Source organism: Moorena sp. SIO3E8 (assembly GCF_010692445.1).
GTDB lineage: Bacteria > Cyanobacteriota > Cyanobacteriia > Cyanobacteriales > Coleofasciculaceae > Moorena > Moorena bouillonii.
Genome location: NZ_JAAHHM010000025.1, coordinates 57,149 through 82,286, shown reverse-complemented (window position 1 = coordinate 82,286; position 25,138 = coordinate 57,149). Strand labels below are relative to the sequence as shown.

Here is a 25,138-nt window from a genome sequence, read left to right as displayed (position 1 = left end):
AACAAAAATTCGGATAACAAGCACCAATGTACCTGACTCAACTAGCCCAAATCCGAGAGTTAATCCTTAATTTATCAGCATCAAAAGTTCTCTGGTTAGATACGGAAGTAGCTGACTGGAATACCCCTAATCCTAGATTATCTCTGATTCAGGTATTGGCTGATCCGACGGATATAAATGGTGACAAAGCTTACATCTTAGATGTATTAGACAAACCGGAAGTAGTGCAATACTTTGTTAACCATATTATGGTTAATCCTAACATTGAAAAAGTCTTTCACAACGCTAGCTTTGATTTACGGTATCTAGGGGGTAAAGAGCAAGCTAAGAATGTCACCTGTACCTATCAAATAGCTAGAAAGCTGACGAACAAGAAACTGTCTAATCCATTACAGGTATCGAATAATAAATTAAAAACACTAGCGCGAGAGCTGTGCCATTTCCCTAATGTCGATACAGAAGAGCAAAGCAGTGATTGGGGAAAACGTCCGCTAAGCGAAAAACAGCTAAAGTATGCAAAACTGGATACAGTGTATCTAGCCCATGTCCATCGCCGCTTACTAGAAATTAGTGATAAAAATAGCTGGAGTCCAGAGCAGATGGTCACAAGACGATTGCGGACGCAACAATCAGAATCCCCTGGCTTCAGTGTTACCCAAGTTAGGGTAGCCATTGAATGTCCTCGCTTATTTTATTTGAGTCAGCGCTTTGGTGGAAAAACCCTATTTATACCACCATCCGACTCACCAGGTATTGGGACAGTATTCCATCAGCTATGTCAACAGTGTACTGACACACTAAAGCAAGATTCCCGATTTCAAGCCTTATTTTCTGCCACAGCAAGTCAGCTAGACCAAAGCCAGATTAGCTCTAAGATCCAAGCGCTACTGTATGAGCTAGTGGTTTTCCCCAAAATCAATACCAATCCAGATATAGCCTCGATCTTACTTCAACTGTGGCAAGGATTAAAATCACTAATTCCCCATTGGACTCAACTGCTAGTTACTAATCGACCCTATTGTCAGCCAGAGGAAGTAATTAGTAAAACCTTCGTTGCTCAAGAAATAAAGCTCAGTTATAACTTCACTCTTCCTGATGGTACCCAGCAACGAGTTAATGGAAAATTCGATAGCTTAATCTTCGACTGTGAGCGCGATCGCTATTGTGTCGTAGACTATAAAACCTATCAACCGGTAGATCCATCCGCTAACCTAGCTCAAGTAGCCCTCTATAGTTACATGCTCCACCAAAAAAAAGGAGTAGCAATCGATGCAGCGGTTTATTGTGTTTTACCGGAATTCCAAAAACAGTACTATTCCCGGGAAGAGCTAGAGGATACAGTGCATCAGCTCATTCCCCATAAATTACAACAGATGCGCCAATGGCTGACTTGGAAACCTGCCCAGGTCGAAGAGAGTGGAGATGGGGGCGTTGCTGATTCTGGGTATGATTTTGCCCCCCTAGCCCCCCAATTTTGGGGGGAACAAAACTCTCAAAGTCCCCCAAAGTTGGGGGATTTAGGGGGCTTGACCAAAACTAATGAGCAACGCCGAAAAAACCATTGCACTCCAGCAATCGGTAAGGGCAAACTGGAGCCACCACCACCGACACGACAGCTTCACCTATGCAACATTTGTCCCCAACAGCAGACCTGTCAAACTTTTTTTGAGGAGGTGAAAACTGGGCAAAAGCCAGTGAAGGCACCATCCCGCAAAATTCCTGATACTAAGCAAAAGCCGGTCAAGGCACCATCCCGCAAAATTCCTGATACTAAGCAAAAGCCGGTCAAGGCACCATCCCGGAAAACTCTTGATGCTGATCAGACCGGGGAAAAATTGGTGAGTACTTTAGAAGACTTTAAAATTAGTGTCGATTATGTCAACGCAACAGTTGCTCCAGCATTTGTCCGGATCAAGGTAAAACCCAATCGTGGGGTAAAAGTCATATCGATACAGAATCGCTCCAAGGATTTACAAGTACACTTAGGTCTGGAGAATCCTCCCTTGATTACTCCTGAAGCTGGGTATGTCAGTGTGGATTTACCACGGAAGGATGAGGATAGAGAAGTAGCTAGATTTGATGACTATATCCAGCGTCCGGCAAATTCCGCCCCCCTAACCCCCCAATCTTGGGGGGAAATTGAGTTAAAGTCTCCCGCCCCCCTAACCCCCCAATCTTGGGGGGAAATTGAGTTAAAGTCTCCCGCCCCCCTAACCCCCCAATCTTGGGGGGAAATTGAGTTAAAGTCTCCCAGGATTGGGATTGGAGTAAATTTAGATGGGAAATTGGTAGAAGCGGATTTATCGGATCCCAATACGTGTCACTTTTTAGTAGGGGGCACAACCGGAAGTGGCAAGAGTGAATTTTTGCGATCGCTTCTGCTATCCCTACTCTATCACCACTCTCCTGAACAGCTCAAAATTGCTCTAGTTGATCCCAAGCGCGTCACTTTCCCAGAATTTGAGGACATGCCATGGTTGCTGTCACCAATCGTAAAAGATAGCGATCGCGCTATCGAACTGATGGCAGAATTAGTTGACGAAATGGAGCAGCGTTACCGGAAATTTGAACAAGCCAAGTGTCCTCACCTGGATGCTTATAATCAGCAATTGACTCAGAAACAAACTAATAAACCAAACCTAGCGTTACCTCGGATAGTCTGTATTTTTGATGAATATGCTGACTTCATGGCCGAAAAAGAAATCCGCAAAGACTTAGAATTAAGTATTAAGCGTTTAGGAGCCAAAGCTAGAGCAGCTGGGATTCATTTGATTGTTGCTACTCAACGGCCAGACGCCAACGTTGTTACTCCGATTATTCGCTCTAATTTACCAGGGCGAATTGCTTTACGCACAGCGTCTGAAGCCGACTCAAGGATTATTTTTGGTGGTAGCAACAGTGAAGCAGCTTATTTGTTGGGTAAGGGGGATTTATTATATCAAAAAGGTGGTAAGTTAGAGCGATTGCAGAGTTTGTTTGCTGAGAGGATTATATGGCCTTGATCAAAGTTTATTCAAATCAAGTTGGTATTGCTGAATTAGCTACATCCCTTATTAAAAAAAATCGATCCCCCTGACGGCAGCAACAAAGAGAGAAAAAGGAATAAAAAGGTCAAAAAGGTAAAAGGGCTAAGTCCTCCCAACACCCCTCGCCACACGAAAACCGATATCGTTGTGGAAGTTATCGCGCGCGAAAAAGCTGACGCGGGAGGCAGAACGGCAATTCCTAGGATTGTCGTACCATGAGCCGCCCCGCAGCCACTGAGAATCATCCTTATTATCATTTACACTCCAGATACTCCCATCTGTAGGGGCTCCTTTGTAATTACGATGGTAAGGATCCCCACACCACTCCCAAACATTGCCGTGCATATCGTATAAGCCAAAGCCGTTGGGGGGAAAACCTCCTACTGGGGTGGTTTCTCGTCGATATTCCCCTTCTGCTTCCTCTGCATAAGTATTGGAAGCGTCATAATTAGCTAATTTACTGGTTATGGTCTCTCCATAATGGAATGGTGTGGTAGTTCCGGCTCTACAGGCGTATTCCCATTCCGCTTCACTCGGTAATCTGTATTTAGTTCCTGTATATTCAGAAAGGCGATCGCAAAATTCCACCGCATCGTACCAGCTTACTTGCTCTACTGGTCGCTTCTCTCCTTTAAATCTCGAAGGGTCTGGCTTTAACTCCCGGTTAACTTTTGGGAGTTTGGCCACAGCTCCCCATTGCGCCTGGGTTACCTGATATTTCCCCAGGAAGAAGGGTTTAATGCTTACTTGGTGTTGAGGTCTTTGTCTGTCATCACTCCCCTTCTCAGTTTCCGGGGAACCCATTGAGAAGCTTCCTGCTGGGATATACACCATCTCTATGTCTACTGCATTTCCCAGATGTTCAGTGAAATAACTTTCTTGTTTATTTTCTCGCTTGATTATTGCTCCTCTCCGGTTAACTGTTACTACTTCAAAGGAAAACTGCTTTAAACCTTCTTCCTCATCTTGTCCCTTTGTTTGTGGTATTTCTGTGGTATCTCTTGGGTTTTTTATCGGCGTTTTCGGTGAGGTTTTAGGTCTAACCGGATCAGGTTGCTTATTTTCATCCGAATCAGGTTGCCCATTACCAAACAACTGCCCCCCCTCTTGATCAGACCAACGTAGGTAAAGCACTGGGCGATACCATTGGTTTCCCTCTCTACCCATGGCATCCTGTCCCATACTCACGGAAGTAGTTAGGACTTTTTTGTTACCTAATGCTCGATAAAACCGCTCTGCAAAAGCAGTTGCCCCTTTTACGGTAACATTGTATTGCATAGCTACCACTGCTGGAATCTGTTGCTCTATCAATTTTTGAGCCACACCGTTGAACACAGAATCGCTTCCCAGTGCCATCGCTGTTTTACAAGCACTTATAACCACCAAACGAACGCCTTGGTCTGGTTTTTGTCCTAAATCAAGATTACTTTTTTGAATCAGCTCACTAATTTCTGTAGCACTGATATAATCGGCTTCTTTGGTACTATCTTTTTGGTTAGGTTTAAACAGTAAGTAGCCTTGGGGAGATGGGTCTAAAGGAGAGCCACATTTTAGGCAATAATTTGCTCTGAGTTGGTGATGGATAGCACGGCATTGCTGATGATTGCAACGTTTACCGAAAAAGCCATGACCATCGAAGTGAATGATATGAGGCGTTTTTTCTTCAGAAATTTGGGTCAGATAATCTCCAAATTCTTTGAAAGTCGCTGGTTCGAGCTGTTCTACCTCAATTGTGCCTTTTGCTTCAGCTTGCTGGAGTGCTCTGAGTATAGCTCTTCGCTCGTGAGAGTTTAGGCAAGGTAAATCCATTGCTGTATCCCCAAAAGGGGATGAGACGAGCAAAACCTTGATTTTCTCTACTGGCGGAAGCTTAGGTATATTTTCGACAAAGGCAATCAACCGTGAAAAAGTCACTTGTCGTCCAGCGAGAAATCCGCGATCGTCACAAGCTAATTCCCAAGGATAATCCGGTAAACGTCCTCTATCGTCAATTTTGTCGCTAAATTGGATTTGAATATGTAGTTGTTCCCTTGGCTCAAGGCTGCCTAACATTCTCTGTAAGAAATTACTTCCTTTTCCTGGGGGAAAAAGAGTGTTATAGATATCTTGTCCAATCTTCTTTAAGAGTTGGGGATGGAAATGATTACCCTCTGGGGGAAGCCACCCTTGCGCTACCATCCAGTTCACTTCTTCAGACTTAGGAAACGTATCTGATTGAAACTCTACAGCACCAAGGGCTTTAATCATAGTAGTTCGCCATCGGGTTCCATCTTCAAAAAAAGGTAAACGCGAATGATAAACCGTCTGACCGGCTTTTCCTTGGGCATAAATTTCTATTTCTCCTGGCTCTGCCCTGTGGGGTACAGTTAACAATAATTTCAGTATTTTCATTGTCTAAGCTATTGTGCCTTTAAACTGGATATGAAAGAAATCAACTAAAAAAGATAGATATCAATCAAATTATTAGTTTTACCTTTTTCCTTGCTAAAACTAATAATTTGAAATGCGTTTTAGCTTAACTTTTCTACATAACTCCTTCATCCCCAGAGTCATTCCCTTTCATTATTCCGTTTATAGTATTGTTGATTGAAGGTAGAACAGTTTCTGGATGTAACGCTTTACAGTATCTCTTCATTTCCTCTTTACTATACAACGGCGATAGCTTGACCTTCACTTTTTGAATATTATCCTGACCAACTCCACCACCAGCTTCCGCACCACCAACTGATATAACATTCACTTTGATGCCAGCTTTTCCTTCTTTTTTGAGGGTTACTTGAAGCTCTAGTTCAACTGATTCCACAAACAGAAAAGGAGCCGTTTTATCTTTTGGAGGTGTTAGTAATTCCCCTTTAACTTGCTCAATCAATTCGGCAAGTCCAATGGAACCAGTTTCGTTATCAGTCATGACTCTGTTGAACACTATTGTAGTTTTGTCTTTAAGGTTAACCTAAATTGCTCTAGATTGAGGAGACTTTGGGGGGTGTATCTCATTTTTACTGTTTAACTCAGTAGGTGGAACAGGCATCTTGCCTGTAGGTAGAACAGGCATCTTGCCTGTAGGTAGAACAGGCATCTTGCCTGTAGGTAGAACAGGCATCTTGCCTGTAGGTAGAACAGGCATCTTGCCTGTAGGTAGAACAGGCATCTTGCCTGTGATAGGCATCTTGCCTGTAGGTAGAACAGGCATCTTGCCTGTAGGTAGAACAGGCATCTTGCCTGTAGGTAGAACAGGCATCTTGCCTGTAGGTAGAACAGGCATCTTGCCTGTGACAGGCATCTTGCCTGTAGGTAGAACAGGCATCTTGCCTGTAGGTAGAACAGGCATCTTGCCTGTAGGTAGAACAGGCATCTTGCCTGTGATAGGTATCTTGCCTGTAGGTAGAACAGGCATCTTGCCTGTGACAGAAAATGAGGGCTCGTCCTTGGGTGGTGCGTTACGGGGCGGACTATACCAATGCTGGCTAGGAGGCGAAAAATCATCGCAAGTCCGCCCCTAACGCACCCTACGCAACTGATAGCTGATAGCTTAACTATTAACCCCAAACTAACACAGCATAAACTCCATAACCAAAATAAACAGTAATTACCATAGCAATAATAATCCGAGCGGTCATCGAAGTGTGCCTTCTCCATAAAATTAAGCATCCCACTATAACAGCCAACACTTCTATAGGAGCAAAAATATGACCATAATGACGATAATCCCAATAAGACACAGGGCTTTCAAAGCGCCAGTTTGACAATGGAAAAAAGTGACGGTGGGCATCGTCAGCATGAACAGGAAAATCTCCAATCCCATGAAGAGCCATGCTAGCAAACATAGCAATCAGAAACGTTTCACCAAAATAGTAGGCTAACAATCCACCTAATAGTATCAGTGGAAAAGAATTGAAAATATCGAAAAATATTTGCCAGCTTGGGTTATAATAGGATTCAGACCAGATTACGTTTTCAGGAATTCCTCTGATTAATTTTTCATATATGTAAAAAATTACCATTGGTAAATCCGGTAAGATGGCACCGAACACAATTGGTAAATTATTTTCCGGCTTTCTTTTTTTTCCTAAAATTAGGAGATTGACGATGGCGTGAGCGGGAGTATTCACAAATTTTAAAGGGAACAGGGAACAGGGAACAGGGAACAGGGAATCGGGAATCGGGAATCGGGAATCGGGAATCGAGAATAGAAATTATCACAATTTATTTAGGTTCCCTATAACTTTCAACGTTCAACTTTCAATTTTCAACTTTAAACTCCTAACTTTAAACTTTAAACTTTAAACCTTCAACCTTAAACTTTTTACATTGTAACTTATAGCGTTTATCGCAGTTATGAGGTACAGTATTATCTGACCTTGAGTTCCTGTCTTGATAGAGTGCATGGGTATTCCCGATTCCCGATTCCCTCTTCTCTCTTCCCTGTTCCCTGTTCCCTGTTCCCTGTTCCCTAAAATCCATAAATTTTATACCTCATAGCTATAAAAATTGCTATATACTTTCAACTTATATTCAACGGATTAACATCAATAGTCAAGCTAATATCTGGAGGACACATATCCTGCAATTCCCGCCAATTCAGTAACCTGGCGGGCACAGTAGGAGAAAACTTAAGCAAAATCTGCCATCGATAGCGACGAGCAACCCGAATCACACTGGCTGGTGCTGGTCCTAGGATATCGTATTCGGCTTCAGGAGTATCTAACCTGTCCGCTAAATCCTCTGCTACCTTCTCCACCGCCACAGGATCCAATCCACTTATGCGCAACAGAATCAAATCACCATAAGGGGGATAGTTCAGTGCTGCCCGTTGTTCCAATTCGTCCGAGATAAACGACTGATAATTATGAGTTTTGACAGCCTGAATCACAGGATGGTCTGGGGAATAGGTTTGAATAATCACCTGACCAGGGTCATCCCCACGACCGGCACGACCGGCTACCTGAGTTAAGGTTTGGAATGCCCGCTCGGATGCTCTATAGTCTGACAAATACAGTAGTCCATCTGCTGCTACTACTCCCACCAGTGTCACCTGAGCCAGATCTAATCCTTTGGTGAGCATTTGGGTCCCCACCAACAAGTCAGCTTCCCGATTAGCGAATTGAGTTAACAAAGTGCGATGAGAATTCTTGGTACGAGTGGTATCACTATCAAAGCGGATAATTCGCAACTCTGGAAACAGCTTGGCCAAATCTTGAACAACCCGCTGAGTACCACTGCCGAAAAATTTCAGGTAGGGAGAACTACATTCTGGACAATTACGGGGATGGAGTTGTCCGAAATTGCAATAGTGGCACCGCAATACTTGAGTAGCCCCTTCATGAGTATAGTGATAGGACAAGGAAACATCACAATTAGGGCACTCCACCACATGACCACAACTACGACAAGAGACAAAGGTACTGTGTCCCCTGCGGGGGATAAATAAAATCCCCTGTTTCTCTTGTTCCTTTAGTCGTCTCAAGCTGTCTTGGAGAGAACGGCTAAAAATCGACCGATTCCCAGCTTGTAACTCCTGCCTCATATCCACTATTTCCACCGGTGGCAGGGGTCTGGATTGAATCCGTTCCGGCAGGGATAAGTAATGCGTGCTAAGTTCTGGATGCTGAGGAGGTGAACAGGTAAAAGGCTGAACCTCAGGAGCTGAAGAAATAAGCGGATTAATTTTACTATCAATCTGACTATCTCTCGCTCCCCCCATCACCTTAATACTGACCCAGCTTTCTACCGAAGGAGTAGCTGAACCTAAAATCAGGGGACAATTTTCTAATTCTGCTCGCCATTGGGCAACGGTGCGAGCGTGGTAGGTAGGAATAGGTTGGTCTTGCTTGAAGCTGGAATCGTGTTCTTCATCTAAAACAATTAATCCCAACTGGGGCAAAGGGGCAAAAACAGCAGAACGAGTGCCAATCACCACTTGTGGCTCACCTGGGATCATCTGTCGCCAGGTATCATAGCGCTCCCCTTTATTCAAAGCACTGTGGTAAACCCGAACTTTATCACCAAAGCGAGCCCGGAAACGGTCAGTTATTTGAGGAGTTAAGCCAATTTCCGGCACCAACACCAAAGCGGATTTCCCTTGCGCTAGGATTGGTGCGATCGCTTGTAGATAGACCTCGGTTTTTCCAGACCCAGTCACCCCATGCAACAGCACTTGGGCAAAGCCATCAATATTATTAATCAGGTCTAATGCATGGGATTGGGCATTTGTCAAGTTTTTTGGGGCATCTGTAGCCATGGTTGGTGAAGTCGCACTGCGCAATACTTCCCTAGGCTCAATCACCACATATCCCTTATCTTCCCATGAATTTATAGTTGAAGAACTAACATTACAAATTTGTGATAGTTCACTCAACCACAAATCCCCCCCACGACGGCGTAGCACCTCCAATACTTCCCGTTGCCGTCGAGTCAGATCAGACCGATTGATATCAGCCACCAGAGTCACAGCTTTCTTGAGCTTAGGACGAGTTGGCTTAGGAGCTTCCAGATAACTTTCCACCCAACCTCGCTTGAGCAGGTGACGTAACCCTGCTTTAGCCCCCTTTACCTGACGTTGGAGGTATTGCCAGCTGTAATCCCCATTGGGTTTAGCCTGGAGAATCTCCAAAATCTGACTTGCGGCTGAATTATTGACAAAGACATGAGCCTCTTTAGGCAAGACCGAGGAATTGAGGCGAATTCGACGCTGGGATCGCCCTAACAGTCCTGGAGGTAAGGCAGACCGAATCACTTGGATTAGAGGGGTGCAGTAGTACTGAGCAACCCGCTCTAACAGTTGGCAGTAGGAACTGGGAAAGAAACCGGGACTGATCACCTCCTCTACGTCCTTAATTTTTTCTCGTGGTAAGTTTGGGGGTGGAGAGTCTACAATCCGAATAGCGATCGCTCCTAGCTGTTGAGTCCCGAATGACACACTCAAAACATCTCCAGGATTGATTGATGCATCCAATGAATTACGATAAGTATATATACCTTGAACTCCTGGACAATCTACTAGGACTTCAACCCACTTTTCTTGGCCACCACCAGAAAAGTAAAGTGCTCTAGGCTCAGCTAACAGTAGACCTAAAGGAGGATTAGACATAGGGCAGCTTTAGTTTGGGAAGGCTCCTATTCTATCACTATTGATAGATAGGAAAATTCTAAAATATGTGAGATCCTGTTTCCAGAGTCAAAATAAATAATAAAAGCAATGGTAAGAGAATTATCTCTCCTGCTTTCACCCTAGACTGTCACTAAAATCTATGTAATTAAACATTTCGTAATTACAGATACAACTAGCCAAACTGCTTCTGGTAAGCTTAAAATCATTAATTTATAATCACGTCAATCACACATAAACTACTTGAAGCAGGTTGGGTCACTGATATTTGAGGGTTTGGAGCGTGTTTTAGCTGCTCTGTCTAGAGTATTAAGTTCTTTGTGAAACCAACAACACCCATTTTTGATAACAGATTTCTCTTTAAAGGCCAATTTTCAGCAACAGACAGCCTCAACCCCTCACGGCAACGGTTTTAACAAACTTAAAATACACTTGCAACTCACACATCCCTATGAATATTACAGAATTAAACCAGACTCATACAATGCCTTCTACGGAAGAGAAAGATTTTTTTGTTAGTGATCACATTGAGCCAGAGGAAACTGATTTACAGCGTGTAGCCGTCGAATTCACCGAAGACGATGAACTAGTGGTCTCTACTTCCCATAATTTCCGGAAAAGCGGCTCTGATGACACGGTGGGTGCATTCTTCAAGGAAATGGCTCGTTACCCATTGCTCAAGCCAGACGAAGAAGTAGATTTAGCCCGTCGGGTTAAGTTCCTAGTAGAAATCGACCAACTCCGGAACAGCTTACAGGAAAAATTAGACCGTAAACCGACCAAGGCTGAGGTAGCTGCAGCGGTCGAGATGACAGAACGTCAGTTGGAGGGGAATTTATATCGCGGTCGTGTGGCAAAACGCAAGATGATTCGCTCGAACTTGCGCTTAGTGGTTTCAATTGCTAAACGATATATTAATCGGGGTGTACCATTTCTAGATTTGATTCAAGAAGGTGCGTTGGGCTTAAACCGAGCAGCAGAAAAGTTTGACCCAGATAAGGGTTACAAGTTTTCTACCTATGCTTATTGGTGGATTCGTCAGGCCATTACTCGTACTATTGCCAATGATGCCCGAACTATCCGTCTACCAATCCACATTGTAGAAAAGCTCAATAAACTTAAAAAAGCTCAGCGGGAACTGAAACAACAACTGCAGCGCAATCCTAATGAAATAGAACTTGCTCAAGCGCTAGAAATTTCCCCCTCCCATTTGCGTCAGTTACTAGAATTGCGTAGGCGCTCCCTTTCTTTGAATCACAGAGTTGGTAAAGGGGAAGACACAGAACTGATGGATTTGCTCGAAGACAATGATCTACGATTGCCCGAAGATAAGATGAATGAATCCATGATGCGCCAGGAGATTTGGGAAGTTCTCAGTGATGTCCTGACTGAGCGGGAAAAAGATGTGATTTCTCTACGCTATGGTTTAGCCAGCAGTGAACCCTACACCCTAGAAGAAGTAGGAGGCATGTTCAATCTTTCCCGGGAACGGGTGCGTCAGATTCAAAGCAAAGCCATGCGTAAGCTACGCCGTCCCCAAGTGGCTCGACGGCTTAGAGACTGGTTGAACTAGTGCAACAGATCTTAGGTCAGCTCGTGACTCCTGGATAAAGGGTAAGCTATCAGCTATCAGCTATCAGCTATCAGCTATCAGCTATCAGCTATCAGCGCTGTAGCCACGCTACCGGAACAGTTTATGCCCATAACCAAAGCTACACCGAACAGCTTTTGAATAAAATAAACTGACGGCTGATGAATAAAATAAGCTGACGGCTGACGGCTGACGGCTGTTGGCGTAGCCTGCGCGTAGCGCATATGCTTACGATAAAGGTTATGTCGAAATCAGGTAATTCCAGTTAATTAGTTACCCATTACCCAAGAAGGTATATGATAATTAATCAAATTGTCTTTTTGATTGTCCCTTTGCCAGCACTATGGGTAACTTTACCTTAAGACCAGCTACAGAAGCTGATGTAGCGATTCTGTTTAATTTGATTAAGGCTCTAGCAGAGTATGAAAAACTCTCCGACGCTGTCACTGGCAATGCTGATCACCTGAAAGAACACCTGTTTGGCGCTAAACCCTATGTAGAGGCGATTATCGTTGAACAGGGTGGTCAAGGGGTGGGATTTGCACTGTTTTTTAACAACTATTCCACATTTCTAACTAAGCCGGGAATTTATCTAGAAGATTTATTTGTATTACCGGAATTTCGCCGCCAAGGTATCGGTAAAGCCATACTCAGTTACCTGGCTCAGCTAGCAGTGGAGCGTGGCTATGGGCGTTTAGAATGGAGTGTACTGGATTGGAATGAACCTGCCATCGCATTTTATGAACGTATGGGAGCAGCAGTATTGCCAGACTGGAGAATTTGTCGAGTGACTGGAACGGCTCTCAATCAGCTAGCTGAGTATACTGATCCGGCTTCGACTGACTAATGTTGCTCACATGCTATACTACGAGGTATATACAGCTGCGACCCTAAACATCTAGTTGCAGGTGAACGGCAAAAATGACATAGGGTAATTTACATATCGGTTTATATTAATAAAATCACTAATGACTATTTGGGTAAACGAGCAGATTGATCCATCGGGTCTTCTATACTCTTGTATTGCCACTTGCAACGAAGAGCAGGCGAGGGATTGCCACGAGTCGTTTCAGAATAACTTGACTGATCAGCAAAAAGCAGCGGGTTGGGTTGCCCGATTACGCACAGTTAAGTCTTGGGATGAAGTGCCCGTTAATACCTTGAAACTTAATTAGATCAAATGAGAATTAAGAATTAAGAATTAAGAATTAAGAATTAAGAATTAAGAATTAAGAATTAAGAATTAAGAATTAAGAATTAAGAATTAAGAATTAAGAATTAAGAATTGAGAATTGAGAATTAAGAATTGAGAATTGAGAATTATACATTCATTCTACATTCTGCATTCTAAATTCTACATTCTACATTCTGCATACTGACTTTCTAAGCCCAAGATCTATTTGGGCTTGGGCAGTCGTAGCAAGTTCGAACGGATTGGACCGAGAATCTGGTTTAGCTCACGCAATTGATCAGCTGTGCCCATACAAATCAGTAGGTCTCGTGACATGAGTTTAGTGTCACCGTCTGGTCCAGCAATCAGACGACCGGAATCCCGGCGAATTGCTAGGACCATAGCACCAGTTTGCGATCGCAGTCGGGCTTCCCTGAGGGTTTTGCCCACGCAAGGACAGGTTTCCGGATCTAGCAGAAACTCTTCCATATAAAAAGAGCTATCAGTTCCGGTTAGAATCCCATCCACAAAATCCATGACTTGGGGTCTAAGGGCTGCAGCTGCCAAGCGTCTACCACCAGTGATGTAGGGAGAAACTACAGCATCTGCACCAGCTCGCTGCAATTTTTGAACAGCTTCTTCAGAGCTAGCACGAGCGATGGCTCGAATTCGGGGATTGAGGGTTTTGGCAGACAAGATAATATAGAGATTTTCGGCATCTGAGGGCAGGGCAGCCACCAGACAAATTGCCCGTTCAATCCCCACATTTAGCAGAGTTTCATCCAAGGTGGCATCTCCGTGTACAGAAATACAACCCATATCCTGGACAGCTTGAACCTGTTCCAATCGGGAGTCAATTGTCACAAATGGGATTCCCTCAGCCTTAAATTCTACAGCAATCTGACGCCCAGTCCGTCCAAACCCACACAAAATGTAGTGTTTCGTCAAACTATCTAGCAAGCGCTTCTGTTGCCTCATGCGAATTCCATCTTGAAAGTAGCCTTGAATTAGGGCTTCTGTAAACCGGTTAACAATGTAACCGATACTAATAATGCCCATAAAAATCAGAGAAATGCTGAATAGTCTTGCCCGATCTCCCATCGGCCGTACTTCTTGATAGCCCACTGTCGAAAGCGTGATTACCGTCATGTAGGCTGAATCCAACCAGCCCCAGCCTTCAACCACCCGATACCACAGAGTTCCAATCAGAAATACACCCCCGAGAGTGATCGCACCGGCAATCAGCTCTTGGCGAAGACGTCGATATTTTTGCTCAAGGGTTGAATACACCGTTGCTTGTCATGGGTTAATTTAACTTATTACCTAGAGAAAATTCAGGTCAAACTGGCAACACCGAAAGCTGACACTGGTTTTTAATATTACATATATAAATATGATTAAGTTTATTGCTTTGCTATCGGTATAGTTCACAGATATAGCAGTTCTAAATGATTTCAAAAATATAGTGCCCTTATCGAACGCGATCGCGTCGGCTGTGGCCGTAGGCCACGCTGCGCGATCGCTTAATCGCTATAACCCTTGCCCAGCAAGGATTCAATAGTTTGCAAATTTTAAAACTGATTTAGTATTGCTATATAATTTACAGATATAATTTACAGATATAATTTACAGATATAATTTACAGATATAATTTACAGATAGAGTTCACAAATAGAGTTCACAAATAGAGTTCACAAATAGAGTTCACAAATAGAGTTCACAGATATAGTAAAGTGTTCAAGACATATGAAACCAGGCGGTCAATGCGACTGCCAAGGCATCTGCTAAATCATCTGGTTTGGGGATGGTGTCTAAATTTAACTCCCGCATAACAGCCTGCTGAACGTCATATTTATCGGCATTACCATATCCGGTCATTGCCTGCTTAATCTGACCCGGTGTAAACTCTACCATTGGAACTCCATGTTGTGCTGTTACTAATACCACAACACCCCGTGCCTGAGCTACGGAGATCGTAGTACTCATACGGTAGAAAAAAAGTTTTTCAATCGCTACCAGATCCGGTTGGCAGTGTTCAAGCAGGGTGTGTAAATCCTCGTAAATCGTACACAGTCGTGAGCCGTAATCAGTCTTGGCAGGGGTTTGGATGATACCAAAATCTATCAACTGCAATGGTTCAGGGGTTGCCTGTATTGGTGACTGGCTAGAACGCTTTGGCACTCCTAAGGAGCCTTCTGTTTTTCCTAACTTACTAATTTGGGTTGTTTGGCAACTAATTGCGCCAAAACCTAAAGTAGCTAGTCCTGGGTCAATTCCCAAAATTCGCTTTTCCATCTGGCTCACTACAGTTAATCCCTTTCCAGTCTAATCACTAGATTAGGTTAATGGTGTTAGTGCTATCAGCCCTAGTACCTAGGCTAGCGCACAGCATTAAGTCAAGAGCTCTGACCAGCTACACCTTAACGAAAATCAGAGAAGTTTGGCATAGCTGACTACTTGGGATTATTCTGTTTCACCCCTTATTTTTTTGGGTTAAGCGACTACTCTCATACCCTAAATGGCAACTCAACCGATCTCACCACTTTCAGCATATCCACGGGTAAATTCTGATCATAACGTCTAGGTACCGGATATTGTATTAATCACACCTTAGCCTAATTATCTGAAACTGTCGTGATCAGTACCAGCTTCATAGTGAATTCACCATTGAGGTGCGACCCAAGGGCGATTTATTCGCCCTAGGAGGCGCGCACCTTGATCAGTAATATCAATGGAAACCGCTATACCTGAAGGGTGAGCGGCTATGTGAATCACGCGCTTTGTACACGAAGGTTTGATTAGGCAAAGAAAGTACCAATCTGACAGGCACTTCCGGAGCCTTAGCCGTTCCTCACTACATGCATCGCCTCCTTGTTAAGTGCTGGAGTTCGACCAGCAATGTCTATCCAGCTTTTGTACTTACCATACTCAGTGTAGTTATGTCCTCAATCAGTCTTTTCAAAAGAGCTCTACGTACCCTACAAAATGAATCGAGAGGTCGAATTCCTCAGCGGGTCAACCGTTGGTTTAAGTGGTTAGCCCCTGGATTACTAGTGAAGCGTTGGATACTTTTAAGTGCTGGTGGTGTAGTGCTAACAAGTTTGGGATTAGCGATTTGGGTAAAGCTGACTCCAGTTTTTTACATCATTAAATTCACAGCCCAAGTTTTAGAGAAAATTACCACCATTATTCCTAACCATGTGTCTGGTCCAATTGCGCTGATCTTGGGTCTACTTTTCATCTTCTGGGGGCAAACCCGGACGGTAGGTTCAATTACGGAAGTTTTAAAACCCGACCACGATCGAAAACTGATTGATGTGCTGATGGATCATCGTCGGTTAAACCGGGGACCGAAAATTGTAGTCGTTGGCGGTGGCACTGGTCTTTCTAGCTTACTTAGAGGACTAAAGGTTTATAGTGCTAATATCACTGCTATTGTTACGGTAGCTGATGATGGCGGTTCCAGCGGACGGCTGCGACGGGAAATTGGAGTGCTACCACCGGGGGATATTCGTCACTGTTTAACGGCACTGGCAGACCAAGAAAAGTTGTTAACCGAACTGTTTGAATACCGTTTTCGAGCTGGTAGTGGTTTAGTCGGTCACAGTTTTGGAAACCTCTTCCTGACCGCCATGAGTGATATTACTGGCGATCTAGAACAAGCTGTTGCTGCTAGTTCTCAGGTATTAGCAGTGAGAGGAAGAGTGTTGCCAGCTACCCTAACTGATGTCAGCCTTTGGGCTGAATTAGCTGATGGACGTCGCATCGAAGGAGAGTCTAATATTACTGATGCTCGGGGAGTGATCAAAAAAATTGGTTGTACTCCCGAACATCCACCTGCTTTACCAGCAGCACTCAAGGCAATTCAGGAAGCAGATTATATTATAATAGGACCCGGTAGCCTATATACCAGCATTATTCCCAATCTTTTGGTGCCAGAAATTACCGATGCGATCGCAGCTCGCTTGATACCCCGCATCTACGTTTGTAATATCATGACCCAGCCAGGGGAAACCGATGGATATAGTGTCTCTGACCATATAAAAGCCATTGATCAAGCCTGTGGTAAAAGGCTATTTAACGCGGTACTTGTGAATCGAAAATACCCCTCAGCTGGGTCACTGATTAAGTATGCTCAAGTTAAGTCTCATCCAGTATTTCTAGATCGAGAAGAAACTTCTAAATTAGGGCGTCGGATTGTAGTGACCAATGTAATGTATGAAGATGAGGAAACTCATTTAGTACGGCACAATTCTGAAAGGCTGGCACGGGTTTTATTACGGTGGTATAGTCGAGCACATGCTTAGATAAGGTGAGTTCGAGGAAAATTTTTAAGGGAAAATAAAAGCTGAGATGTTAACTCAGAATAACCATAATTCGAGGTACTCTATTGCTAATAACTAATGACCAAAATTTTTATAGCTGATGTAATAGCAACGCGATCGCTAGGTGTGGAATTGGGTAAATCTCTGCCAGCTAGTAGCATCATTTTGCTGGAGGGAGACTTAGGGGCTGGCAAAACAACCCTAGTTCAGGGTATTGGTGAGGGACTAGGCATTACTGATGCCATTGTTAGTCCCACCTTTACTCTGATCAATGAGTACACAGAGGGACGTATCCCCCTGTATCACCTCGATTTGTACCGCTTATCCACCTCAGAAGTAGAGTCATTAAACCCAGAACACTACTGGGAGGGAATTGAGGTTGCTCCGGGAATTGTGGCCATCGAGTGGGCTGAACGTCTACAGTATTTGCCACCCAGTTATCTACATCTGACACTAACCTATTGCCAGGACGGTGGACGTCAGGCTCAATTAACCTGTAACGGTAAGTTTGATTTAACTTGGCTGTTGGATAGGTTATCTGCGTGTTCGCCCTTGGCTTCCAGTGTAGAGTAGGGTGAAAGTTAGTGGGATTGAGGTTGACCCAAATTTTTGGTCAACTTTAATTTTTTCCCACTTCCGATTAAATCCGATAGTGTTTAACTGGTAAAGGTTAAAGCTTCACCTCGTACGTCTGTGTTCAATTTTCCTCTGTCGTAGACTACTTGACCACCAACAATAGTCATCACTGGCCATCCGGTTAAGTTCCAACCTTCAAAGGGACTCCAGCCGCATTTGGTTAAAAGTTCTTCCCGTAACACTGGGTGGTAATTTTCCAAATCTACCAGTACCAAATCCGCATCATAACCAGGAGCGATCGCACCTTTGTTGGGAATTCCATAAGCCTTAGCAACTGCTGTAGACATCCAGTGAGATACTTGAGCCACACTACACCGTCCCTCTATGGCTTGAGTCAGCATCAGTGGCAGAGATGTTTCTACTCCAGGCATTCCCGAAGGAGTGTGGGGGTACCCTTTCGCTTTTTCCTCCAAGGTGTGAGGAGCATGGTCTGTGGCGATAAAATCAATGACCCCATCGAGTAGAGCTTGCCAAAGAACTTCGTTGTCGTGGCAGGAGCGCAAAGGCGGATTCATCTGTGCCAGGGTACCAATCTCTGCATAAGCATCGGTATTTAGTAAGAGGTGCTGGGGAGTCACTTCCGCCGTCACCCAGCTAGGTTTGTCTTCCCTAAGCAATTCAGCTTCTTCTGCTGTGGATAGGTGCAAGATATGCAAGCGCCGCTGATATTTTTTAGACAACTTCAGAGCTAACTTGGTGGCATTAAGGGCAGCTTGATTGTCCTGAATCTTAGAGTGAACAGCAGGGTCAGTAATTCCAGCAAATTCCTTACGCCGCTGATTAATTCTAGCTTGGTCTTCAGCGTGTACTGCAATTAAGCGATTGTACTTCCGAGAACCTTCGCTAAAACCTTCAGCAAAAATTGGTTCTATCACTGCTTCATGATCTACCAATAGTGCACCATGAGCTGAACCCATGAATATCTTAATCCCACAAGTCGGCTGGGCATTGTGCAAATCTGGCTGATTTGCTGGTGTTGCGCCGATAAAAAAGCCATAATTAACTAAGCACTTATCTGCCGCTCGCTTGAGCTTGTCATCCAGTGGGGCTTGGGTCGTCGTCGGAGGACGAGTATTCGGCATCTCTAAAAAGGACGTCACTCCACCCTTGGCACAGGCACAACTGGCAGTAAATAAGTCTTCTTTATGTTCTAGACCTGGTTCCCGAAAATGGACTTGGGGATCAATTACCCCTGGCAACAAAGTTAAGCCAGTAGCGTCTATTTCTTTATATGCCGTAACGTCCGTTGGCACTGGGATGTCTGGGGCAACCTGAACAATCCTTCGACCGCAGGTGTGGATATCCCCCAGTAAAAATTCACCAGAGGGCAATAGAATACGAGCATGGCGGATAAACAAGCAAAAGTCAGACAACATAGGAGGATGTTATAATTTGACAGTTTCCCTGCTCGGTGTCTAGGTAGATACAGTAGATACAAACCTGATATATAGCTAAATACAGACAACCGCAGCTAACCTACCACCATGGCACAAACAAACAGGGTTGTCCTGCCAAATTGACTTTATTCACAAAACTTTACATAATCTTGATTTAGGCTCCCCTACTAACTTTAAATTTTTAAGATCTAGCTAGAAAACCCCAGAGGTTTAAATTTGCTGTTAAATTTGCTGTTAAATTTGCTGATAATTTCCCAATCAGCTATTTGTTGAAATTTCCTCAAACTTGTCTATCGGTAGTAGTTGAATGGATATGAGTCGTGTACCAGATAAAAGACCAGAAAAAAAACCTACACAGCCTTCTAAAGAAAATGCTTGGGTAGAAGGAATAAGAACAATTAGCTTGAGTGCTGTTCTTGCCTTTGGGATTCGCACGTTTGTGGCTGAAGCGCGATACATCCCATCGGGCTCGATGCTACCGACATTACAGGTTTACGACCGCCTGATTATTGATAAGATAAGTTATCGCTTTTTCCAAGATCCAGAACGAGGAGAAATTGTGGTATTTGCTCCCACTGACAAATTGAAAGAGCAAAATTTCAAAGAGGCTTTTATCAAGCGCATAATTGGGTTACCCGGTGACAAGGTTGAGGTGAAAAATGGGCGAGTTTATATCAATGATCAAGAAATAGAGGAAAAGTATATCGTAGAAGCACCACAGTACGATTTTGGACCAGAAACAGTACCACCAGACGAATACCTAGTGCTGGGAGATAACCGTAACAATAGTTACGACTCTCACCACTGGGGCTTTGTCCCTCGTGACAAAATTATCGGTCGTGCGGTAGTGCGGTTTTGGCCGTTAAATCGAATGGGGAAATTGAAACCAAATCCGAGTTATCCTGAACGGTTGAATCAGTAAACTGAATTATAAAGTATCAGTACTTCACTATTGATATTTTCGACTTGCTGGACACCAAGTTTGCACGACACGACCAATTAATTCTTTCCCTAGCCAGGGGGTATTACTAGAAAGGGATTTGAGGTTTTTTTGGTGAACAGTCCAAGGGGATTGAGGATTGAATAACACTAATTCAGCGGATTGACCAGGAGCAGTGCTAGGGGGGTCTTGCTGTAGACAAATAGCAGGATTTGTGCTAAGACTTTTCCAAAGTTCTAAGGCTGACCAATCCCCTGTCTCGACTAGAGTATGCCAGAGTAGGGGTAGGGCTAGCTCTAAACCAATCACTCCTGGTGGTGCTTCAGCAAAGGCAACAGTTTTTTCTTCATAAGTGTAGGGAGCGTGGTCAATTGCGATCGCATCAATAATCGCCTCCCGAACACCTCGGATCAGTGCGGCTTGGTCAACTGGGTTTCCCAACGGGGGTTCCAAGCGCAAATTGGAGTTGTAACTGCATAAGTCTTCAGTATTGAGCAATAGATGCATCCAAGTGGTACTGGCTGTTACTGGCAACCCCGCTGCTTTGGCTGATTCAATCAATTGGACAGCGCGACTGGTGGAGATACGCATGAGATGGACTGGCGTGCCAGTGGTTGCTACAACTTCTAATAAGGCAGCGATAGCGGATGATTCTGCGATCGCAGGATTCCCTGGCAAACCCAAACCAATTGATTGGATACCTTCTCGCATCACTCCCCCATTTGCCAACTTAGGGTCACAAGCCCAAAGTGCCACTGGTTTACCCAAGGGTTGTAGGTATTCCAACAACCGTCGAACTAGCCCTAAATTACATAAAGGACGTTCATCGGTAAAGCCCACTACTCCCCCTAGAGCTAGTTCCGCTAATTCAGTCATTTGCTGTCCTTCTAACCCGATGGTAAAGGCACCCCAGTAATAGAGTTGAGGTGAAGAAGGTGGGAGGGTCAGATGGGGAGAGTTTTGGAGTTCTTGCCGTTGTGCCAAAACAGCAGCATTGTCTAGGCGGGGGTTAGTGTCAGGCAAAATGGCTAAGCGAGTAAAGCCTCCATTTGCCGCTGCTGCCAGTAGTGAAGACCAGGTTTCCCGTTGCTCATGTCCTGGTGCACCAGAATGGCTGTAGAGGTCTACTAGTCCTGGTCCTAAAATGTGTCCCTGACAATCTTGCACCACTGTATCCCCAGAGATTTCTTTGATTTGAGTTTCCACTGCCGTGATTACACCATCAGTAATCAGCACATCAGCGAGTTGGTCAATTCCAGAAACTGGGTCTAAAACGCGGACTTGTTGAAGTAGTTTACTATTCATTGGGGAAAGGGAAAAGGAACAATAATTGGCTTTTAACTCAATCCCCCTTTCTAGGTACTCATATCTAAATTACTTGTTATGACGACTTATTTTTTACCTTACTACGTACAATTTTAAAATACCACTTTGTCAGATTATGTCAGACCTCTGAAGAGGTGACGAAATAGCCGGAAACCCTTTACGTTTAGAGCTTACTGAGTCATTGCAGACTTTCTAGGAGCATCCCTATTTGGAATAAACATACCACATTAAGCTGTATGAACGCTATGTTAATGCCCATCTAAAAAGATATATTCTACCAAATGGGTGCTCCCGAATTTCTTAATTTTTATTGGCAGCAAATACGTTAATCAATTTTACCACTTGTGCGGGTCTATGATAAAATGTCCAATGCTGCGGAGACTCTGTTATAGCATCAGTGTTGGATATTTTCAGCCTTTTTGTTATGTCTTCACTATTCGAAAAAGTGGCTAAGTAAGTGGTTTTTTCGCTAGCGCTGTAAGTAACCGAATCATCATCATTTTCTATTTGGCCGTTTCTATTTCCTGGAGCATCATTTTTCAAAATAAGAAATGAGATGTGGTTAGAGGGAGCAATAAGTTCCACATATTGCGTCGGTAACAGATTACGGTCACAAAATGAGTGTAGAGTTAAGTCACATATTTCCATCTCAGTTTCACTACTCGCCAGGGCATTCATGGTATTGATCGTTAGCAGTAGCATACAGGTTACTAACGTTACACAACAAGTTTTGATCATTTTTTTCATTTATTTTTTGCTTATCCTACTTCTGGCAGACTGTAGTAAATTAAATAATTTTTTAGCACTACCAGGTTGTCTACCTGAAAGTTAAGCTAAAAAACCTCTTTATTGGAGGCTAAACTCTATCACTATTAGACTTTTATAAGTATAAACGACTTGTGCGATTTTAAAACCACTCGCTGCAAATAAATCCTTATATTCTTGTTCCGTGCGCCAGTAACCCCTTAGTAGCTCAGAATACCTATTCCTTTTAATTCTGGTTAGTCTCTTACAGACCTGGCGGGAGTGACATGCAAGCTGCAATCCTTCAACTAACCTTGGCCAAAAGGCCACGCTACGCGAACAACCAACTAACCTTCAACCTCTTTTCTCAAATTAGATCCAAAAACCGCTACTGCCACCCCAACTAACAACACCACGGCACCTACCAGCACCAATACTCCTGGCACTTCCTGAAAAATCAGATAGCCCAAAAAGCAAGCACCAACGGGTTCAAACAAAATAGCCAGGGTCACCAGGGTAGGATTAATCCAGCGTACCAACCAGTTAAAACTGGTATGTCCCACCATTTGGGGAAAAAGTGCCAATAACAAGATGTAGAGGTAAACTCCTACCGGATAATTGAGATAACTGACACCCCAGAGTAAGGATAACAGTAACAACACCAACGCCCCCATACTGTAGGCGAAAGCACTATAGCTACCAAGACTCAAACCCCGCTGCTGTGCTTCACGTCCGAACAATATATACAAACTTGCTATCACCGCTCCCATCAATGCTAGTGGGACTTAAACAATAAAAAGAGTAAAATAAGGCTATAATACTTATCAGACAGTAAGTTGACGTCGAAATAACCGACCTGAGAGAAACCACTCCCTCCGCCATGCCCCCGTGCTTTGAGAAATGGTGTAAACGTTTCGACGATTGCTTCATGCGCCAAAGCCCAAAAAACCGGATTTAGACATTATTTAGGGGGATTATTAGGGGAAAGCGAGAGGAAAAACCTGACACAGATGGCAAATAATGCGTATGGTGTAGTTTACAGCCGATTACACCATTGTCTTGATGCAGTCGCTCATGGGGGAAACCCCCAAGACCGCGCTGCATCGCTTCTTGACTGATGCCCCTTGGGATGCCGTTAAGATCAATGAACGCCGTTTACAAGTGATGAACAAATGTTCAAGGGACCCGAATCAAGGGAGGGTTTGCCTTGATTTTGGATGACTCTGGACATAGAAAAAGTGGTAACTTGACGCTTCGGAGTGGGAAGGCAGTATCTAGGAGAAATCGGTAAGATAGACAATGGAATAGTCATCTCCCACAACCCATATTTATGATGGCCAAAAAAGCTTACCATTAGACCTAGAATTATATCAGCACGCCACTTCACTAGCTTTGGGAAAGAAAGATGAGGAATTTCAGAAGAAGCCCGACTTGGGAATAGAGTTAATTGACCGGAGTTTAGCTCGGGGGTATCGTCCAGGAATCGTCTTAATTGATGCCGGTTATGGCAACAATACAACCTTTCTCAAAAACTTGGAAGAAAGGGAGCTAAAGTATTTAGGAGGGGTGGCTAAAAATGCGCCAAAGGCGCACGCTACGCGAACGGAAAGTTATTAGTAAAACTGAATCAGACATTGAAGTATAAATTCGCTTAGATGAATTAGCGAAAAGCCTCTCCTCAGATGAGTTTGAGGAAGTTCATCTAAACGAACGAGCAACCGAAAAGTGTTTGGGTGGCAACATTAAATGCCAAGCTGTCTCGTCTAGAAGGAGAAAGAACATTTGCTATCGTAGGAGATGCAAGTTCAATTGAAGAGGCGACAGACATTGATTATTTGATCACTAATGTTGATTCATGTAAAGTAACAGCACAGTGGGTTATAACGACTTACTCTCAAAGAAATTGGGTAGAAGTATTCTATCGAGAAGCTAAGGGATGGCTCGGCTTGAGAGAATACCAAGTCAGAGATAAAAGAAGTCTGATTCGCCATTTTATCCTAGTCTTCTGTGCCTACACTTTTCTTCTTTGGCACAAGTTAACTGGAGGACTACAAAGACGCGCTTGCTAATCAACCTTGGCCAAAGGCCACGCTACGCGAATGAATACTTTTCCTGAGGCTCTAGAAGCAAATCGTACTGCCATGTCTTTCCGTTTCTTTAATTGGTTGACCCAAAACCGAGACGTATTTGCCTTTTATAAAGCGAGTAAGGGCTTTATTTGGGGTTGATTTTTGTTTAAGTCCCACTAGAGAATTCCCCAACAGAGGATTACTGCCACCACTGAGAGAACCCCCATCCCCCAAAGTAATCAAGACAGCACCTACAAAGGCCACACCAATTCCCAAAACCGTCAGCCTAGTTAGTTTTTCCTTCAACCAGAGCCAAGAAACTAGAGCAACCCAAATCGGAGTTGTGGTAACTAACGTAGTAGATGCCGCAATGGAGGTAAAAGATAAGGAAGTAATCCAAGCCACAAAGTGTAGCGCTAAACAAATGCCAGCCCCACTGGCATAGAGTAATGCACCTGGACCTAGCTGACCTTGCCTGAGATTGCCCCAAGCTGGTAACAGTAGCATAGACGCAATAGTAAGGCGAGACCCAGCCACGAACAGGCTAAACCCTACCCCACTCACCCCAGCGGATGCGATCGCTAATCGCACAAAAATAGCTGATGTGGAAATCGCCAACACACCAGCCAAGAAAACCAATCCCACCTGCCACCGCAGCGGCTGCTTTATAATTTTCATAGCGATACAGCTTCAATCCCCAACCATTACCATTATTCCGCCAGAGGTACCAGGAGAGAAGTGAAGAAGTCTAGATAGTCTAACTTTATCTAGAATCTACTTAATCGTTGATAAGTCCTAATTTATAATT

21 protein-coding genes and 1 pseudogene are annotated in these 25,138 nt (G+C 43.9%); 8 read left to right on the top strand and 14 right to left on the bottom strand.

What is annotated here, in order from left to right; all coding sequences use genetic code 11:
- Positions 1 to 26 precede the first annotated feature (26 nt).
- Positions 27 to 3,002 carry a DNA translocase FtsK gene (locus tag F6K46_RS13815; RefSeq protein ID WP_293063763.1) on the top strand — a complete coding sequence of 992 codons (2,976 nt, stop codon included), beginning with the start codon at positions 27 to 29 and terminating at the stop codon, positions 3,000 to 3,002.
- A 126-nt stretch (positions 3,003 to 3,128) separates the two neighbouring features.
- Here F6K46_RS13815 and F6K46_RS13810 read toward each other — a convergent pair whose 3' ends face one another.
- From F6K46_RS13810 to priA, 6 genes are all read right to left on the bottom strand, one after another.
- Positions 3,129 to 5,417, bottom strand: coding sequence for an SUMF1/EgtB/PvdO family nonheme iron enzyme (locus F6K46_RS13810; protein ID WP_293063789.1), 2,289 nt, complete (start codon positions 5,415 to 5,417; stop codon positions 3,129 to 3,131).
- 133 nt (positions 5,418 to 5,550) lie between these two features.
- Positions 5,551 to 5,934 carry a trypco2 family protein gene (locus tag F6K46_RS13805; protein ID WP_293063795.1) on the bottom strand — a complete coding sequence of 128 codons (384 nt, stop codon included), beginning with the start codon at positions 5,932 to 5,934 and terminating at the stop codon, positions 5,551 to 5,553.
- Between the two features lie 42 nt (positions 5,935 to 5,976).
- A complete protein-coding gene (locus tag F6K46_RS13800; RefSeq protein WP_293117092.1) occupies positions 5,977 to 6,420 on the bottom strand; it encodes a hypothetical protein in 444 nt (147 codons plus the stop codon).
- A gap of 142 nt (positions 6,421 to 6,562) precedes the next feature.
- Positions 6,563 to 7,057, bottom strand: coding sequence for a hypothetical protein (locus F6K46_RS13795; protein ID WP_293117089.1), 495 nt, complete (start codon positions 7,055 to 7,057; stop codon positions 6,563 to 6,565).
- A gap of 10 nt (positions 7,058 to 7,067) precedes the next feature.
- Entirely contained in the window at positions 7,068 to 7,226 is a 159-nt protein-coding gene (locus F6K46_RS13790; RefSeq protein WP_293063814.1) for a hypothetical protein, read from the bottom strand.
- 301 nt (positions 7,227 to 7,527) lie between these two features.
- Positions 7,528 to 10,113 (bottom strand): primosomal protein N', encoded by a 2,586-nt coding sequence (gene priA, locus F6K46_RS13785; RefSeq protein WP_293063817.1) that lies wholly within the window; start codon positions 10,111 to 10,113, stop codon positions 7,528 to 7,530.
- Between the two features lie 469 nt (positions 10,114 to 10,582).
- On the opposite strand from priA, the gene F6K46_RS13780 reads away from it, so the two are divergent.
- A complete protein-coding gene (locus tag F6K46_RS13780) occupies positions 10,583 to 11,704 on the top strand; it encodes an RNA polymerase sigma factor, RpoD/SigA family (RefSeq protein WP_075895871.1) in 1,122 nt (373 codons plus the stop codon).
- A gap of 77 nt (positions 11,705 to 11,781) precedes the next feature.
- Here the strand turns inward: F6K46_RS13780 and F6K46_RS13775 are convergent, their stop codons facing one another.
- Entirely contained in the window at positions 11,782 to 11,946 is a 165-nt protein-coding gene (locus F6K46_RS13775) for a hypothetical protein (RefSeq protein WP_158069346.1), read from the bottom strand.
- A 119-nt stretch (positions 11,947 to 12,065) separates the two neighbouring features.
- Between F6K46_RS13775 and F6K46_RS13770 the strand changes: the two genes are divergently transcribed.
- Together F6K46_RS13770 and F6K46_RS13765 are read left to right on the top strand one after the other, a co-directional pair.
- Positions 12,066 to 12,569, top strand: coding sequence for a GNAT family N-acetyltransferase (locus tag F6K46_RS13770; RefSeq protein WP_293063821.1), 504 nt, complete (start codon positions 12,066 to 12,068; stop codon positions 12,567 to 12,569).
- A gap of 121 nt (positions 12,570 to 12,690) precedes the next feature.
- On the top strand, positions 12,691 to 12,897 hold the full coding sequence (locus F6K46_RS13765) for a glycogen debranching protein (protein ID WP_070390789.1): 207 nt from the start codon (positions 12,691 to 12,693) through the stop codon (positions 12,895 to 12,897).
- A gap of 221 nt (positions 12,898 to 13,118) precedes the next feature.
- Here F6K46_RS13765 and F6K46_RS13760 read toward each other — a convergent pair whose 3' ends face one another.
- Both F6K46_RS13760 and ruvC read right to left on the bottom strand, forming a co-directional pair.
- Complete coding sequence (locus F6K46_RS13760) at positions 13,119 to 14,183, bottom strand: TrkA family potassium uptake protein (protein WP_070390790.1); 1,065 nt, start codon at positions 14,181 to 14,183, stop codon at positions 13,119 to 13,121.
- Positions 14,184 to 14,630: 447 nt separating this feature from the next.
- The gene (gene ruvC, locus F6K46_RS13755) at positions 14,631 to 15,188 is read right to left on the bottom strand and encodes a crossover junction endodeoxyribonuclease RuvC (RefSeq protein ID WP_070390791.1); all 558 of its coding nucleotides are present in this window, start codon (positions 15,186 to 15,188) and stop codon (positions 14,631 to 14,633) included.
- 644 nt (positions 15,189 to 15,832) lie between these two features.
- Here ruvC and F6K46_RS13750 point away from each other — a divergent pair.
- Both F6K46_RS13750 and tsaE read left to right on the top strand, forming a co-directional pair.
- Positions 15,833 to 17,200 (top strand): gluconeogenesis factor YvcK family protein, encoded by a 1,368-nt coding sequence (locus F6K46_RS13750; RefSeq protein WP_293047745.1) that lies wholly within the window; start codon positions 15,833 to 15,835, stop codon positions 17,198 to 17,200.
- Between the two features lie 96 nt (positions 17,201 to 17,296).
- Positions 17,297 to 17,791, top strand: coding sequence for a tRNA (adenosine(37)-N6)-threonylcarbamoyltransferase complex ATPase subunit type 1 TsaE (tsaE, locus tag F6K46_RS13745; protein ID WP_293045609.1), 495 nt, complete (start codon positions 17,297 to 17,299; stop codon positions 17,789 to 17,791).
- A gap of 83 nt (positions 17,792 to 17,874) precedes the next feature.
- Here the strand turns inward: tsaE and F6K46_RS13740 are convergent, their stop codons facing one another.
- Positions 17,875 to 19,230, bottom strand: a complete 1,356-nt coding sequence (locus tag F6K46_RS13740; protein ID WP_293054165.1) for a dihydroorotase — start codon at positions 19,228 to 19,230, stop codon at positions 17,875 to 17,877.
- Between the two features lie 334 nt (positions 19,231 to 19,564).
- Between F6K46_RS13740 and lepB the strand changes: the two genes are divergently transcribed.
- Positions 19,565 to 20,173 (top strand): signal peptidase I, encoded by a 609-nt coding sequence (gene lepB / locus F6K46_RS13735; RefSeq protein WP_293045605.1) that lies wholly within the window; start codon positions 19,565 to 19,567, stop codon positions 20,171 to 20,173.
- Between the two features lie 27 nt (positions 20,174 to 20,200).
- Here lepB and F6K46_RS13730 read toward each other — a convergent pair whose 3' ends face one another.
- The 3 genes from F6K46_RS13730 to F6K46_RS13720 all read right to left on the bottom strand — a co-directional run bounded on the left by F6K46_RS13730 (position 20,201) and on the right by F6K46_RS13720 (position 23,010).
- On the bottom strand, positions 20,201 to 21,496 hold the full coding sequence (locus F6K46_RS13730) for a dihydroorotase (protein WP_293054162.1): 1,296 nt from the start codon (positions 21,494 to 21,496) through the stop codon (positions 20,201 to 20,203).
- Positions 21,497 to 21,817: 321 nt separating this feature from the next.
- Positions 21,818 to 22,264: a hypothetical protein gene (locus F6K46_RS13725; protein ID WP_293054159.1), complete on the bottom strand. Its 447-nt coding sequence runs from the start codon at positions 22,262 to 22,264 to the stop codon at positions 21,818 to 21,820.
- Between the two features lie 344 nt (positions 22,265 to 22,608).
- The gene (locus tag F6K46_RS13720) at positions 22,609 to 23,010 is read right to left on the bottom strand and encodes an EamA family transporter (RefSeq protein WP_293054156.1); all 402 of its coding nucleotides are present in this window, start codon (positions 23,008 to 23,010) and stop codon (positions 22,609 to 22,611) included.
- 107 nt (positions 23,011 to 23,117) lie between these two features.
- Between F6K46_RS13720 and F6K46_RS13715 the strand changes: the two are divergent.
- Positions 23,118 to 24,489 (top strand): annotated as a pseudogene (locus F6K46_RS13715) (IS701 family transposase).
- Here the strand turns inward: F6K46_RS13715 and F6K46_RS13710 are convergent.
- Positions 24,382 to 25,008 (bottom strand): DMT family transporter, encoded by a 627-nt coding sequence (locus tag F6K46_RS13710; RefSeq protein ID WP_293054153.1) that lies wholly within the window; start codon positions 25,006 to 25,008, stop codon positions 24,382 to 24,384. The pseudogene F6K46_RS13715 and the gene F6K46_RS13710 sit on opposite strands and share 108 nt — an antisense overlap.
- Positions 25,009 to 25,138 lie beyond the last annotated feature (130 nt).

What these genes read in the sequence shown, in the direction of transcription:
- F6K46_RS13780 (WP_075895871.1), top strand. Translation starts at nt 10,583, where the DNA reads ATGAATATTACAGAATTAAACCAGACTCATACAATGCCTTCTACGGAA.
- F6K46_RS13710 (WP_293054153.1), bottom strand. Translation starts at nt 25,008, where the DNA reads ATGAAAATTATAAAGCAGCCGCTGCGGTGGCAGGTGGGATTGGTTTTC.
- F6K46_RS13725 (WP_293054159.1), bottom strand. Translation starts at nt 22,264, where the DNA reads ATGAAAAAAATGATCAAAACTTGTTGTGTAACGTTAGTAACCTGTATG.
- F6K46_RS13765 (WP_070390789.1), top strand. Translation starts at nt 12,691, where the DNA reads ATGACTATTTGGGTAAACGAGCAGATTGATCCATCGGGTCTTCTATAC.
- F6K46_RS13770 (WP_293063821.1), top strand. Translation starts at nt 12,066, where the DNA reads ATGGGTAACTTTACCTTAAGACCAGCTACAGAAGCTGATGTAGCGATT.
- F6K46_RS13810 (WP_293063789.1), bottom strand. Translation starts at nt 5,417, where the DNA reads ATGAAAATACTGAAATTATTGTTAACTGTACCCCACAGGGCAGAGCCA.
- ruvC (WP_070390791.1), bottom strand. Translation starts at nt 15,188, where the DNA reads ATGGAAAAGCGAATTTTGGGAATTGACCCAGGACTAGCTACTTTAGGT.
- F6K46_RS13800 (WP_293117092.1), bottom strand. Translation starts at nt 6,420, where the DNA reads ATGCCTGTTCTACCTACAGGCAAGATACCTATCACAGGCAAGATGCCT.
- F6K46_RS13750 (WP_293047745.1), top strand. Translation starts at nt 15,833, where the DNA reads ATGTCCTCAATCAGTCTTTTCAAAAGAGCTCTACGTACCCTACAAAAT.
- lepB (WP_293045605.1), top strand. Translation starts at nt 19,565, where the DNA reads ATGAGTCGTGTACCAGATAAAAGACCAGAAAAAAAACCTACACAGCCT.
- F6K46_RS13805 (WP_293063795.1), bottom strand. Translation starts at nt 5,934, where the DNA reads ATGACTGATAACGAAACTGGTTCCATTGGACTTGCCGAATTGATTGAG.
- priA (WP_293063817.1), bottom strand. Translation starts at nt 10,113, where the DNA reads ATGTCTAATCCTCCTTTAGGTCTACTGTTAGCTGAGCCTAGAGCACTT.
- F6K46_RS13730 (WP_293054162.1), bottom strand. Translation starts at nt 21,496, where the DNA reads ATGAATAGTAAACTACTTCAACAAGTCCGCGTTTTAGACCCAGTTTCT.
- tsaE (WP_293045609.1), top strand. Translation starts at nt 17,297, where the DNA reads ATGACCAAAATTTTTATAGCTGATGTAATAGCAACGCGATCGCTAGGT.
- F6K46_RS13775 (WP_158069346.1), bottom strand. Translation starts at nt 11,946, where the DNA reads ATGCGCTACGCGCAGGCTACGCCAACAGCCGTCAGCCGTCAGCCGTCA.
- F6K46_RS13740 (WP_293054165.1), bottom strand. Translation starts at nt 19,230, where the DNA reads ATGTTGTCTGACTTTTGCTTGTTTATCCGCCATGCTCGTATTCTATTG.
- F6K46_RS13815 (WP_293063763.1), top strand. Translation starts at nt 27, where the DNA reads ATGTACCTGACTCAACTAGCCCAAATCCGAGAGTTAATCCTTAATTTA.